This is a genomic window from Actinacidiphila epipremni, from assembly GCF_012034175.1.
Lineage (GTDB): Bacteria > Actinomycetota > Actinomycetes > Streptomycetales > Streptomycetaceae > Actinacidiphila > Actinacidiphila epipremni.
Map to the genome: position 1 here is coordinate 133,928 of NZ_JAATEJ010000007.1, position 13,804 is coordinate 147,731.

Here is a 13,804-nt window from a genome sequence, read left to right on the forward strand (position 1 = left end):
CGTCACGTACGCGAGGCCGACCGGCTCAGGCGGGACGGCCACCAGATGCGGTCGCCCAGGTCCAGGGCGATCGCGGACACCAGGACCGAGCGGACGACGAAGGTGTCCAGCAGCACCCCGAAGGCCACCGCGAAGCCGATCTCGGCGAAGCCCACGACCGGCAGCGTGCCCAGCACCGCGAAGGTGCCCGCCAGCACCAGCCCCGCGGAGGTGATGACGCCGCCGGTCGCGGCGAGCCCGGTCAGCACGCCCTTGCGGGTGCCCTGCGCGGCGCTCTCCTCGCGGATACGGGTCATCAGGAAGATGTTGTAGTCGATGCCCAGCGCCACCAGGAAGACGAAGACGAACAGCGGGAAGGCGGTGTCCTGCCCGGCGTAGTCGAAGACGTAGCGGAAGACGACCGCGCTGACGCCGAGCGCCGCCGCGAAGGACAGCACCACCGTGCCGATCAGCACCAGCGGCGCCACCACCGCCCGCAGCAGCACGCCGAGGATGAGCAGCACCACCAGCAGGATCAGCGGGATCAGCAGCTCGTCGTCCCGGGAGGACGCCTGCGAGGTGTCCTGCTGGATCGCGGTCGCCCCGCCCACCCGGGCGTCGGCGCCGGGGAGCGCGTGCAGTTCCTTACGCGCCCGGTCCACGGTGGCGCGGGCCGCGTCCGAGTCCGGCTGGTCGGTGAGGGTGGCCTCCAGGTAGACCCGGCCGCCCTTGCGCGGGGCCACGCCCGGCGGTGTGCCGACGCTCGCCGGGACGACGCCGGGCAGCGACTTCAGGGCCGCGGTGACCTCGGCGGCGGCGCCCTCGTCGGCGATCACGACCATGGGCTGGCCGCTGCCGGCCGGGAAGTAGCGGTCCTGGATGCGCTGCCCGACGACGGAGTCCGGGGAGTCGGTGAAGGTGTCGGCGCCGGCCAGCCCGTTCGCCTGGAGCGCGAACAGGCCGAAGCCGAGCGCGCCCAGGACGACGACCGTGCCGGTCCACACCAGCCGGGGCCGGCGGCTGATCCGCCGCCCGATCCGCGCCCACACCCCGGTCGCGGTCGGCTCGGGGCTGCCGACGTGCGGGACCGCCGGCCAGAACACCCACCGCCCGGCGATCACCAGCAGCGCGGGGAAGAGCGTGACCATCGAGATCAGCGCCACCGCCACCCCGATCGCGGCGACCGGGCCCAGCCCCGAGGTGGAGTTCATGTCGGCGGCCAGCAGGCACAGCATGCTCAGCGCGACCGTCGCGGCGCTCGCGATCACCGCGGGGCCCGCGCGGTGCAGGGCCAGCGCCATCGCCTCGTGCCGGTCCTCGTGCCGGCGCAGCTCCTCGCGGTAGCGGGCCACCAGCAGCAGCGCGTAGTCCGTACCGGCGCCGAAGACCAGCACGGTGAGGATGCCGGCGCTCTGCGCGTTGACGACCAGGCCGCCGTGCCGGGCCAGCAGGTAGATCAGCGCCTGCGCGCTGAAGAGCGCCACCACCACCGAGACCACCGGCAGCACCAGCAGGGTGAGGCTGCGGTAGGTGACCAGCAGGATCACCACGACCACGGCGAGCGCCGCGTACAGCAGGGTGCCGTCGATACCGGAGAAGGCCTTGTTGGAGTCGGCGGCGTAACCGCCGGGCCCGGTGATGTGGACCTGGAGGCCGCCGTCGCCCTGTGTCGCGGTGTCACGCAGCGCGGTCACGGCGTCCTCGACCGAGTCCCAGCCGCTCTCCTCGACCACGATCGGCACGACGACCTGCGCGGCCCGCGGGTCCTTCGGGCGGTCGGGGATCGGGCCGACGGTGCGGGAGCCGACGATGCCGTGCGCGGTCATCGCGCGCATCTGCCCGGTCTTGCGCCCGATGGCGGCCAGGTCCGCCGGGGTCAGGCCGCCGGCCCTGGTGTAGAGGACGACGGCCGGCGCGGTCTCCGGGACGAAGGCCTTCTGCTCCTGCGTGACCTTGGTGGATTCGGCCTGGCCCGGCAGCCAGCTCGCCGCGTCGTTCTTCTCGGCGCCGTTCAGCCTGGTCGCCAGCGGTGCGAGCGCCAGCACCACCAGCACCCACAGCACCAGCACGACCCACTTGCCGCGCCGCCCGCACGGCAGGTGCGCCAAGCGTCCCGCTGTGCCCGCCATCTGCGCTCCCCCCGTCGCCGGCCCGGTGGTGGCCGCCGGTGCTCCCTGCGGGCGCGGCCGGGGCCACGGCCAGCATGGCACCACCGCCCGCCACCCGCCCGCGGGCCGGTGCGGACGTGTGGTTTGCTGGGCCCATGAGCGTGCAGATCAGCCCCAGCATCCTGTCCGCGGACTTCGCCCGGCTCGCCGACGAGGCCAGGGCCGTCGAAGGGGCCGACTGGCTCCACGTCGACGTGATGGACAACCACTTCGTGCCCAACCTGACGCTGGGTCTGCCGGTCGTGGAGTCGCTGCACAAGGCGACCGGCACACCGCTCGACTGCCATCTGATGATCGAGGACCCCGACCGCTGGGCGCCCGCCTACGTCGAGGCCGGTGCGTCCTCGGTGACCTTCCACGTCGAGGCAGCCGCGGCCCCGGTCCGTATCGCCCGGGAGATCCGCGCCAAGGGCGCCCGGGCCTCGATGGCGCTGCGCCCGGCGACGCCGGTCGAGCCGTACGAGGACCTGCTGCCGGAACTCGACATGCTGCTGATCATGACCGTGGAGCCGGGCTTCGGCGGGCAGCGGTTCCTCGACATCATGCTGCCCAAGATCCGCCGCACCCGTGAGCTGATCGACCGGCACGGGCTGCAGATCTGGCTCCAGGTGGACGGCGGGGTCTCCGCCGAGACCATCGAGCGCTGCGCCGAGGCCGGCGCCGACAACTTCGTCGCCGGCAACGCGGTCTACGGCGCCGGCGACCCGGCCGAGGCCGTCAGGGCGCTGCGCGAGCAGGCCGTCGCGGCCCACCGGCACTGACCGCGCGGGCTCCGTCCCGGCCACCGGAGCTACGCGCCCGTAACATCGCACGTCTGCGAGGATGAGCAGAGGATGGGCAAGGAGCGGGAACGGCCGGGCGACTGGGGAGAACGGACGTGAGCACAGGCCGCGCACACGCGCGCATGGGCCCGGGAGAGATGGTCCAGGCGGCGGCGATGGCACGTCGCTTCTACCTGGAGGGCAGATCCAAGATCCAGATCGCCGAGGAGTTCGGCGTGAGCCGCTTCAAGGTCGCGCGGGTGCTGGAGACGGCGCTGGAGCGGGACCTGGTGCGGATCGAGATCCGGGTGCCCGCCGAGCTGGACGCCGAGCGCTCCGACGCGCTGCGCGCCCACTACGGGCTGCGGCACGCGGTGGTCGTGCAGACCCCGCAGGACCAGGCCGACGCCCCCGACCCGGAGAACCTGGGCGCGGTCGCCGCCGGCCTGCTCGGCGAGCTGGTCACCGACGGGGACGTACTGGGCCTGGCGTGGGGCCGCTCCATCATCACCATGGCCAACGCGCTGGAACGCCTCGCCCCCTGCACCGTCGTCCAGCTCACCGGGGTGTACGACGTCGGCACCGCCGAGCGCGGCTCGGTCGAGGCGGTACGCACCGCCGCGGCCGTCTCCGGCGGCGACGCGCACCCGCTCTACGCGCCGATGGTGCTCGGCGACCCGGCGACCGCCGCGGCGCTGCGCGGCCAGAGCGGTATCGCCGCCGTCATGGGCTACTACGACAAGGTGACCGTCGCGGTGGTGTCGGTCGGCTCGTGGGAGGCCGGGATCTCCACCGTCCACGACGCCCTGTCCGACGCCGAGCGGGAGCACTACGCCGGCCTCGGGGCCGCCGCCGAGATGTCCTCGCACCTGTTCGACGCGGCCGGCCGCCGGGTCGGCCGGGACCTCGGGGAGCGGTGCATCACCATCGACGCGGACCGGCTGCGCCGCATCCCGGAGGTGCTGGCCATCGCCGGCGGCACCCGCAAGGCCGCGGCGATCGACGCGGTGCTGCGCTCGGGGCTGGTCACCAGCCTGGTCACGGACGCCGCCGCGGCCGGCCGGCTGCTCGCCACCACCGAGCCCGCCCGCCGGCCGGCCCTGGAGCGCGCCGACCCCGACGGGCCCTGAGCCCGGGCGACCGGTCCGACCTGCCCGGACGGCGCGCTGCCACGGCGCGGGCGGGGCGCTGTGGCAGCATCGGCGCATGCTCGTGCTCGACCTGACCGGCGTCGGCGACCGGCAGGCGTTCATGGACCGGTGCACCGCCGACCTGCAGCTGCCCGGCTGGTTCGCCCGCACCTGGGACTCCCTCGCCGACTGCCTCACCGACCTGTCGTGGTGGCCCGCCGAGCCCGGCGGCCGGCGGCTGGTCGTACGCGGCTGGCCGGGCTTCGCGCAGGTGCTGCCGCGCGAGGGGCGGATCGTCCGGGACGTCCTGCGCGACGCCGAGATCTTCTGGCGGGACACCGACACCCCGCTGACCGTGGACTTCGCCGACGGCGCGGACCCGGACGCCCGACCCTAGGCGAGCACTGCCCGCACCCGGCCGCGGGGGCGGTGACGGCTGCCGTGGATCCAATCAAGGCTGTAAAGTATCCAGCACATCACGCGCTGCGTACACGGGTGCCTGATTTCCCCGCGCCATTTCACCGATCGACGGTGTGCGCGTCCTCTTGCCCCGATGCCGGGAGGGAAACCGAGCGATGTCCAATGTCGAGATCGTCAGGAAGATGTACGACGACTTCTTCGTCCGGGGGGACAGCGACGCGGTGGTCGCGGTCCTCGACCCGGCCATCGAATGGGCGGAGCCCGACCTGGAGTTCCTGCCCTACGCCGGGCTCACCAAGGGCCGGGACAAGGTCAGCGAGCTGGTCTTCCCGCACATCCCCAGGACGTACGAGCAGCTGCTCTTCCGCCCCGAGGTGTTCATCGACGGCGGGGAGACGGTCACGGTCATGGGGGAGTGCGTCGCCAAGGGGTTCGGCAACCCCGAGGAGCGGTTCCCCTTCGCGCATGTGGTCAGGCTCCGCGACGGCCTGGTCGTGCGGTTCGACCACTTCGTCGACACCCACAAGATCGCCCGCACCCTGAGAGCGGGATAGCGCGCCGCGATGACTACGGACTGGACGTTCGGCGGTCTGTGGCCCTACCAACCGCGGTGGTTCGACACCCCCGAGGGCCGCCTGCACTACATCGACGAAGGGCCCCGCGACGCCGACGCCGTCGTCCTCGTCCACGGCAACCCCACCTGGGGCTTCCTCTACCGCAACTTCGTCGGCCCGCTGACCGCCGCCGGCCACCGGGTCGTCGTCCCCGACTTCCTCGGGTTCGGCCGGTCCGACAAGCCAAAGGACCGCGCCGTCTACCGCGCCGACGCGCACACCCGCCGCCTCGTCGACCTGCTGGACTCCCTCGACCTCAGGCACGCCACGGTCGTCGTCCAGGACTGGGGCGGCCTGGCGCTCGGCTGGGCCGTCGCCCGCCCCGAGCGCGCCGACCGGCTCTTCCTGCTGAACACCACCGCGCACAACCCCGAGCGGTTCGACGTCCCCTTCGCCCTCCGGCTGTTCCGGCTGCCCGGCGTGGGCGAGGTCATGGTCAAGGGCCTGTCCCTCTTCCACCGCCTCTTCCTCTTCGGCGCCGGCACGATGCGCCGCGACCGGCTCACCCCCGACGTGCGGCGCGCCTACCTCGCACCCCACCCGACGTGGTCGAGCCGCACCGCGGTGCTGGAATTCCCCCGGCAGATACCCACCGGGCCGGTCAGCCCGGTGGCGCCGCTGCTGACCGCGCTCGAAAGCGGCCTCGCCCGCGAGTTCAAGGACCGGCCCGTGAAGATCGTGTGGGCGATGAAGGACGTGGCCTTCACCCCGGACATCCTCGAAGGGCAGTGGCTGCGGACCTTCCCCGACGCCGACGTGGTGCGGCTCCCCGACGCCGGCCACTACCTCCAGGAGGACGCCCACGAGGAGATCGTCGCCGAACTGCTCGGCTTCCTGCGCACCTGAGCCCCCGCCGCACCCGGGGAGTTGTCCGGGAAATGGCCGGATCGGCGGTGTTGTCGGCCGGAAGCGGCGTGCCGCCGGGCGCCGCGGAGAAGACTGGGCGCATGGCGGACATACGAGCCGATGTGACACGGATGCTGGCGCGCTGCGAGGCACCCTGGACCCCCGACGTGGAACGCGCGGTCGCCGCGGCCCAGGGCGGCGGGACCGACCGGCTGCTGCCGGCGGCTGCGGGCGCGCTGCGCGCCTCCTGGAACGAGGGCGGCCGGTCGGCGGCGGTCGCCGCGGTCGCGCTGCTGGAGACCGCGCTGGAGACCGGCGCACGCGACGACCCGATGCGCCCCCGCTGGGTCCTGCACCTGTGGCTGGCCGAGCGGACCCTGTCCTTCCGCTACGGCGACCACCGGCTCTCGCAGGACATCCAGCACACCTTCGGCGCCCAGACGCAAGGGCGCTCCCCGGACGACCCGGTCGCGGTGGCGGCGGTGTACCCGGACGGGCCGCTGCCCCGCCACGGGGACCCGGTGGCGCCGGTGGAGCGGGCGGCGCTCCGGCTGGCCGGCACGCTGCCGCCCGACGACCCCGGCCGCCGCAGCGTCCTGGTGCGGCTGGCGCTGACCGCCGCCTACCGCCACGAGTCCGGCGACCCGGCGGCGCTCGCCGACGCCTGGCAGCGGGCCAGGGACGCCTACGAGGGCCTGGCCGTCGACCACATCGAGGCGCATACGGTGGCCAACGCGGTCGCCCACCTGGCCGGCGCCTGGTTCCGCGCCCACATGGACGACGAAGCCGCCACCGAACTCGGTGTCCGCGCCGGCCGGTCGGCGCTGGCCGCGGTACGGCACGCCCAGGACCACGGTGCCGCGTACGTCGGCTACGACCTCGCGGTGGCGCACTCCACGATGGCGCAGGCGCTGATGTGCCGTGCCTCGTGGGACCTCAGCCGTGAGACCGTCGACGCCGCGATCGAGCACCTGGAGGCCTTCCGGGAGGCGGGACCGCCCGACGACGGCGGGATCTACGCCGGCAACATGGCCTCGATGCTCGCCGCCCGCGGGTTCCTGACCCGCTCGCGGGGCGACCTCGCCCGGGCCGCGGACCTGCTCGGCCGGCTGGAGAAGGACCTGCCGGTCGGCCATCCGCTGGTCGCGCCCGTCGCCCAGAAGCGTGCCGCCTGCGAGAAGCTGGCGGGCCTGATGCGGCGGGTGCCGTTCGACACCTCGGGGCTGCTGCGGCTGCTGCGCCCGCACGCGCGCCTGCTGATGATCCCGACCGCGCTGCCGCCGATCCAGATCCTCGCGCCGCTGCCCAGCCCCGGCTACCGCTCCCCGGGCCCGGGCCCGGCGGACTTCCGCGAGCGCTTCGGCGACCTCGGCTCCGGCCCGCCCGACGCCGCCGCGTACCGCCGGGCCCCGGCGGGACCGGGCGCCGTACCCGGGGCGCCGCCCGGTGGCGGGTGGAGCTGGCCGCCCGTGCCCGGCCCGGGGCCGGCTCCCGCGTGGCCGCAGGAGGCCGACACGGCCGGGATGCCGCCCGACGCCGCCGCCGTGCTCGGCGCCCTCGACGGCTCCACCGGCGTACCCGTCGACCCGCGCCGGCTGGAGCCCGCCGAGCGGCAGTTGCGGGCCCGGCTGGCCGAGCCGGGGCTGACCGAGGGGCAGCGCGGCTGGACGGCGACCGTCCTCATGAACGTCCTGGCGGCGCGGCTGGCCGCAGACCCGGGCCAGGAGCGCCTGCTGGCGGCGGTACGGACCGGCGACACGGCGCTGGCCGGGCTGTCCCCGGCCGGCTCGCGCTACGTCGGGCTGCTCGACGTGGTGGAGACCCAGCGCCTCGCCCTCGGCGGCCTGACCGAGGACCTGCCGACGATGGTGCGGGCCCAGGACGGCTTGCGCTGGGCCCTGGAGCACGCGCCCGCCGGATCGACGCTGTGGGTGCAGTGCGCCTACTCCTACGGCATGGCGCTCGCCGGGGTCGCCAGGTTCCGCCGGGACGCCGACGCGGCACGCCGTGCCGTCGCGCTGCTGGCCGAGGCGTCGCAGCTGCTGGACCGGTTGGGGCAGGGCCTCCCGCCCGGCTCGCCGCAGGCCGCCGTCGTCACGCGGCTGCGCGTGCTGGTCGACCAGGTGGCGGCGGTCGTCGGCGGTCTCGACGCCGAGCTGCGCCACGACATCCACGACGCGCACGACAGGAAGATCCCGTGGGACCGCGCCGCCGGGGCCGCCCTGCCGCCGGCGACACGCTTCGCGCAGGCGCGCGGCGCCGCGGAGCGGGCGATGGAGGACAAGGACATGGCGGGCGTCGCCGACGCCGTCGAGGCCGCCCTGGAGGTGCTGCCGCTGCTCACCTCGCGGGCGCTGGACCGCGACGCCCGGCAGGAGGCGCTGCGCACCGCGCTGCTGGGCGGCCGGGCGTTTGACGCCTACGCCCGCGGCGACCGCGCCGACCTGCCCGACCGGCTCTCGGGCACGAGCCTGGGGCGGACCGGCTGCGCGGCGGCGGTGTCCGTCGGCGCCGTGGACCGGGCCGCCGTGCTGCTGGAGCAGGGCCGCACCGTCCTGATGAACCAGGACCTCGAAGCACGGGCCGACCTCACCGACCTGGCCGCCGCCGAGCCCGGGCTCGCCGCCCGGTTCACGGCCGCCGCCGAGCGGCTGAGCCGCGCCGAGACCGCGGCGGCGGGCGCCGGCGCCGGCCCCCTCGTCGACGAGCAGGACGCAGCCGCCGCCCAGTGGCGCGGGCTGCTCGCCGAGATCCGCTCCCGCCCCGGCTTCACCGGCTTCCTCGCGCCGCCCACCGCCGACGCCATCCGCGCCGAGGCCGCGCACGGGCCGATCGCCCTGATCAACGTGGACAAGCTGCGCTGCGACGCGCTCGTCGTCACCCCGGACGCGATCGTGCCCGTGCACCTCAAGGACGTCACCGAGGGGCTGGTGGCGCGCATGGCGCGGGACTTCCTCGCCGCCGCCGCGGTCGAGGACCGGCGCGGCACCCGGGCCGAAGAGGCCCGCGAGACGGTCTTCCGCACCCTGGAGTGGCTGTGGGACGCGCTGGCCGAACCGGTCCTGGAGGCCGCCGGGTTGACCCGGCCGCTGCCGCCGGACACCCCCTGGCAGGACTTCCCCCGGATATGGTGGTCGGCCTCCGGACCGCTGGCGCACCTGCCGCTGCACGCCGCCGGCTACCAGCGCAAGGGCCGGCTGGACGTGCGGCGCTCGGTGCTGGACCGGGTCGCCTCCTCGTACACGCCCAGCGTCAGGGCGCTGCGGCACGCCCGGCAGGCGCCGGTGCCGGCCGGCGACGGCCGCTCCCATCTGGCGGTCGGCCAGCCCACCGGCGCGGACGGCTCGGCGGGCGCGTCCGCGCACGAGATCGCCATGGTCGCCCGGCGGCTCGGGGACACGCGGATCCTGGACGGCGGGGAGGCGACGGCGGCGGCGGTGCTGGCCGCGCTGGAGTCGGCGGGGGTCGCGCACTTCGCCTGCCACGGCCTCAGCGACCCCGCCGACCCCTCGCGCAGCCGGCTGGAGCTGGCCGACGGCCCGCTGGAAGTGCCGGCGATCGCCCGGCAGCGGCTGCGGACCGCGCAGCTCGCCGTGCTCCTGGCCTGCCACACCGCGCGCACCGACCGGCTGCCCGACGAGGCGATCCACATCGCCTCCGCCTTCCTCACCGCCGGCTACCCGCAGGTCGTGGGCACGCTGTGGGCGGCCACCGACCTGGTGTCGGTACGCTTCGCCGACCGCCTCTACGGCAGGCTGCGCCGCTTCGGCGGCGGCGTCGACCCGGCCCAGGCCGGCCGCGCGGTCACCGCGGACGTCCGCGAGCTGCGGGCGCGGTACGCCTCGTCCCCCGCGACGTGGGCCGCGTACGTCCACACCGGCCGCTGACCGGTGAACGCCATCCCTGCCGAACGCCATCCCCACCAGACGACCGGAGCCGCACATGACCCCCTCGCGCATCGGGCGCCACGCCGCCGACGACCTGCTGTTCGCCCTGGAGATCGTGCGGACCTGGATGCTGACGCCCGAGAACTGGCGGGCGACCGAGGAGCTGCTGGCCGAACTGGCCGCGGCCGTCGCCGAGGCGGACACCGCCCGGGTCGTCGAGGCGACCGCCGAACTGGAGTCGCTGGGCTGGCGGGTGAGCCGGGTCGCCGGCCAGGAGCCGGAGCCCGCCGACGGGCGGGTGCCGCTGCCCGGGCCGGTACGGGACCGGGTGGTGGCGCTGGTGCACGCGCTCGAACCGGACGCCCCGGCCGGCAGCCCGCCCACCGGGGCGCCGGGGAGGCCCGGAACGCCCGGGGCCGGGGCCGGCGCAGGAGTGGGATGATCATCGCACCGCGCCGGCCGTAAGGCGCGGGCACGGCCGGGGCCCGTCAGGGGCACCCGGCCGCGGGGCGTGCCGCGGACGGGGGTTCCGCGAGCGTGGTGGAAGGGGGACACCATTCTTTCGGTGCTGGGCAACATCGCGGTCGGGCTGGCGACCAGCCTGGTCGGCGGCGTGCTGGTGTGGCTGTGGGAGCGGGGCAAGCGGGCCCGGGTGGCGAACGGCAAGGCCGCGTTCTTCGGCGTGCGGCCCGGGGAGACCTGCCTGATCGTGCTCGGCGACAAGCACGACGCCCCCGGCACGTCGCCGCGCAGCGACGTCCGCGCGACCGTCGAACTCGCCATGCTCGCCGCGGAATTGGGCTGCGACGTGGAGCTGGAGTCCGGCTCCTACCGGGGCAGCAACGGCGGCCGTACCGAATTCTGCGTCGGCGGCCCGCTGGGCGGGGCGAACCTCAGGACCGGCGGGCACCTGGCCGCGTACCTGCCGGGCGTGACCATCCACCCGTACGGCACCGGGCCCGACTCGGTCGCCCTCGCAGTCGGCGGCCGGCGCTACCTGTTCGACCACGACCGCCAGGAGTACGCGCTGGTCGCGAAGTTCACCCCGACCGAGGCCGGCCGCCCGGTGCTGCTGGTGTGCGGGCAGAGCTCGCTGGCCAACCAGGCCGCGATCCACTTCCTGCGCCGCGAGTACGCCCAGGCCGCCGCGCTGCTGGAGTCCGTGACGCGGTTCTGCCTGCTGCTGAAGGTCTCCGACATCGGGACGTACGGATACCACCGCACCGCCATCGAACGGGACGTCACCCGCGAGGCGTTCACCCGGCCCTGAACGCACGGGACAAGCGCCGGGGGGGCGAGGAGTGCCGGGGGGCGAGGAGCGCCGAGTGGGAGAGGCGCCGAGGGGGGAGGGGCACCGTCCGCCCCTCCCCCCTCGCCCCCCGATCGCCCCCCGCTCTCTCTCCCCCCGGGTCAGATGCCCGTGTACCGCAGCGAGCCGTCCTCCGCGGCCAGCGCGTTGACGAACCGGCGGATCTTGCGGTTCGCCTTGACGCCGAAGGCCCCCAGCGCCTTGCCGACGCCCAGCATGATCTCCCGGTGGGAGCCGCGGTCCCACATGTTCATGTGGACGGCCGACTTCTGTATCTCGGTGCCGCCGCCGCCGAGCACGGCCATCACCACGAAGTCGGGCTGGTCGCCGGAGAGCCGGTCGAAGACCGACCCGCGCGGCTCCTCGAACTGGGTCCCGGCGCCGCGGAACTCGCTCCACCAGCTCACCCGCATGGCGCGCTGGAACAGGGCGGCGACATCCTCCATCGGAAGCGTGGTGGTGATCTCCACCGGTTGTCTGGCCATGTGCGTCACTCCTGATCTGCGGGCGCCGGCGTGTACGGCGCCCGCGTGGTCACTTGCTTTCGAATTCCTTCGCGGTGAAGCGGTACCGCTTCCCGCTGTTGATGTAGTTCGCGCAGGCCGGATTACGGCATTCGTAATAGACCCAGCTCCCCATCGGCTCACGCCGCTCATTCGTCACGGACATGCGCTGACGGCACACGTCGCAGCTTCGCCCTTTGGCCATCGTCGGTTTTTCCTTTCTCGGGCCCGGGCCGCGTCACAGGGTCGGCGCGGGCAGCGGGATGAACGGCGCGAGGTCCGCGCCGGCCCAGTACGGCGGCACCTGGAGGGTTTCGCCGAGCCGGGCGTAGAGGTCGTAGAGGGTCGGCGCGCCGAACCACTCGAAGACCGAGCGCGTCGGGTCGGTGTCGCTGGCCCGCGCCTCGACGAGCAGCTGGAAGCCGCCGCCCGCGGCCCGCACCGACAGCACGTTGGAGTCCGGCGCGGCGGTGAGCACCGCCACCCGGCGGACCTCGCCCGGTACCAGCGGCGCGATCCGCACCGCCTCGCGGGCCGGCCGGGGCCGGCCGACCAGCCAGGTGTCGCCGCGGTGCCGCCGCCAGAACTGCCAGTCGCCCGCGGTGAGGCGGTTCTTGGGCACACCGGCGGCCCGGAAGAACTCCAGCGCGGCAAGCCTGACGGTGTCGTACGCCGGGTGCCGGAAGTCCGAGCCCAGCAGATTCCACACCGTGCGCGCGGCGCCGTAGAGGGCGAAGCCGCCGGCCGGCAGCACCGCCTCGGCCAACGCGGCGGCGAACCGGTCCGGTTCGGACTGGGCGAACTCCAGGAAGGGCGCCTGCAGGACCTCCCACACCACGGTGCCGTCCAGCTCCGACCCGGCCGGGTCGAACTCGAACCGCCCGAACTGCTCCATCCGCGGCACGACATCGCGCGGCAGCCGGGCCGCCCCCTGGTCCCTGCGGGAAAACGACATCATCTCTCCTGACACTGCGCCGGATCGCTCCGGGCGGGATATGCGCACCGGCCGGCGACATCCGGTCTAACAGCGGGCCGGAAAAGAGCACAACGCCTCCCGGACGGCACCGGGCCATCACCGGAAAACCCGCCCCGGCCGACGGAAAACGCGCAGGCCCGCTATTGCCCCCGCCGGGCGTGCGCCGGAAAACACGCCGGCGTCCGCCGGGCGCTGTGGAACACTTGACGTAAAGGCACCGGGAACGGGCGGGAGTTCACCACCATGGGTCGTCCGGAGCAGGAGATCACCCCCGACGGATCACCGGTCCGGCTCCTCGCGTACTGGCTGCGCGAGCTGCGCGACGACAAGGGGATGTCCAACAAGTCCCTGATCAGCCGCACCGGTTACGCCAAGACCACGCTCAGCGACGCCCTGGGCGGCCGGATCCTGCCCAGCCGGCCGGTGACCCTCGCGATCGTCGCGGCCTGCGGCGGCGACACCGAGCGCTGGGCGGCCTTCCACAGCCAGGTGCGCCGGGCCGTCGACCCGCACACCGTAGGACCGGCCGAGATCACCCCGCCGCCGTGGGGCAACCCCGCCGCCGCGCCGGGCGGCGTGCACAACGAGCAGTGCCCGCCGAACTGCGCCTCCACCGAGCCGCACGGCTGGTACACCGACTCCGTCCGCACCCGGCTGAGCCTCGACACCGCCACGCCCGAGGCCGTCGAACGCCGGGTCGTCGTCGCCACCTGCGACGGCCTGACCCGCATCCCGCTGGCCTTCAGCGTGCCGCGGCACTCCGCCGACGCCGCCCCGCGGCACGGCCTGGACGTCACCGTCCGCCGCGGCGGCCGGCTGACGGCGGGCGAGCAGCCCTACGAGACCTTCTTCCGGCACCAGTTGCTGCTGCCCGCGCCGCTGCGCACCGGCGAGCGGCACGAGTTCGTGCTGCGGCTGCGGATACCGCCCAAGCAGCCCATGGCGCCGCACTTCGTGCACGTACCGCTCACCCGCAGCCAACGCTTCAGCCTGGAAGTGCAGTTCGACCCGGCCCGGCTGCCGCGCGCGGTGTGGGCCCTCACCCATGTGCCCACCGCCGTCATCTACCAGCGCACCCCCGGCAACGCCCTGCTGCGCCCCGACCGGCACGGCTGCGTCGCCGCCGACTTCGAGGGGATGCGGGTGGGGTACGGCTACGGGCTGTGCTGGCGCGACGCCTGAAACCGGCGCCGCCCGGCCGCCGGTGAGCC

The 13,804-nt window shown here is 74.8% G+C and carries 13 protein-coding genes; 9 read left to right on the top strand and 4 right to left on the bottom strand.

Features of this window, described 5'->3' with window-relative positions; translation table 11 throughout:
- Positions 1-2: 2 nt before the first annotated feature.
- Positions 3-2,108 carry an MMPL family transporter gene (locus HCN08_RS12050; RefSeq protein WP_167982988.1) on the bottom strand — a complete coding sequence of 702 codons (2,106 nt, stop codon included), beginning with the start codon at positions 2,106-2,108 and terminating at the stop codon, positions 3-5.
- A gap of 134 nt (positions 2,109-2,242) precedes the next feature.
- On the opposite strand from HCN08_RS12050, the gene rpe reads away from it, so the two are divergent.
- The 8 genes from rpe (at position 2,243) to HCN08_RS12090 (ending at position 11,075) form a co-directional block, all read left to right on the top strand.
- A complete protein-coding gene (gene rpe / locus HCN08_RS12055) occupies positions 2,243-2,908 on the top strand; it encodes a ribulose-phosphate 3-epimerase (protein ID WP_167982989.1) in 666 nt (221 codons plus the stop codon).
- 116 nt (positions 2,909-3,024) lie between these two features.
- Complete coding sequence (locus HCN08_RS12060) at positions 3,025-4,038, top strand: sugar-binding transcriptional regulator (protein ID WP_167982990.1); 1,014 nt, start codon at positions 3,025-3,027, stop codon at positions 4,036-4,038.
- A 76-nt stretch (positions 4,039-4,114) separates the two neighbouring features.
- On the top strand, positions 4,115-4,435 hold the full coding sequence (locus HCN08_RS12065; RefSeq protein ID WP_167982991.1) for a barstar family protein: 321 nt from the start codon (positions 4,115-4,117) through the stop codon (positions 4,433-4,435).
- Positions 4,436-4,613: 178 nt separating this feature from the next.
- Entirely contained in the window at positions 4,614-5,012 is a 399-nt protein-coding gene (locus HCN08_RS12070; protein WP_167982992.1) for a nuclear transport factor 2 family protein, read from the top strand.
- A 9-nt stretch (positions 5,013-5,021) separates the two neighbouring features.
- Positions 5,022-5,918 (top strand): alpha/beta fold hydrolase, encoded by an 897-nt coding sequence (locus HCN08_RS12075; RefSeq protein WP_167982993.1) that lies wholly within the window; start codon positions 5,022-5,024, stop codon positions 5,916-5,918.
- 101 nt (positions 5,919-6,019) lie between these two features.
- On the top strand, positions 6,020-9,805 hold the full coding sequence (locus tag HCN08_RS12080) for a CHAT domain-containing protein (protein ID WP_167982994.1): 3,786 nt from the start codon (positions 6,020-6,022) through the stop codon (positions 9,803-9,805).
- Positions 9,806-9,860: 55 nt separating this feature from the next.
- Positions 9,861-10,247 carry a CATRA system-associated protein gene (locus HCN08_RS12085; RefSeq protein WP_167982995.1) on the top strand — a complete coding sequence of 129 codons (387 nt, stop codon included), beginning with the start codon at positions 9,861-9,863 and terminating at the stop codon, positions 10,245-10,247.
- A gap of 123 nt (positions 10,248-10,370) precedes the next feature.
- Positions 10,371-11,075, top strand: coding sequence for a hypothetical protein (locus HCN08_RS12090; protein ID WP_167982996.1), 705 nt, complete (start codon positions 10,371-10,373; stop codon positions 11,073-11,075).
- A gap of 140 nt (positions 11,076-11,215) precedes the next feature.
- Here HCN08_RS12090 and HCN08_RS12095 read toward each other — a convergent pair whose 3' ends face one another.
- From HCN08_RS12095 to HCN08_RS12105, 3 genes are read right to left on the bottom strand one after another with little or no spacing between them, the layout of a single operon-like run.
- Positions 11,216-11,599 (bottom strand): hypothetical protein, encoded by a 384-nt coding sequence (locus tag HCN08_RS12095; RefSeq protein WP_167982997.1) that lies wholly within the window; start codon positions 11,597-11,599, stop codon positions 11,216-11,218.
- A gap of 49 nt (positions 11,600-11,648) precedes the next feature.
- A complete protein-coding gene (locus HCN08_RS12100) occupies positions 11,649-11,822 on the bottom strand; it encodes a hypothetical protein (RefSeq protein WP_167982998.1) in 174 nt (57 codons plus the stop codon).
- A gap of 33 nt (positions 11,823-11,855) precedes the next feature.
- On the bottom strand, positions 11,856-12,575 hold the full coding sequence (locus HCN08_RS12105) for a hypothetical protein (protein WP_167982999.1): 720 nt from the start codon (positions 12,573-12,575) through the stop codon (positions 11,856-11,858).
- A gap of 261 nt (positions 12,576-12,836) precedes the next feature.
- Here HCN08_RS12105 and HCN08_RS12110 point away from each other — a divergent pair, with 261 nt between their 5' ends.
- The gene (locus tag HCN08_RS12110) at positions 12,837-13,775 is read left to right on the top strand and encodes a helix-turn-helix domain-containing protein (protein ID WP_167983000.1); all 939 of its coding nucleotides are present in this window, start codon (positions 12,837-12,839) and stop codon (positions 13,773-13,775) included.
- Positions 13,776-13,804: the final 29 nt, after the last annotated feature.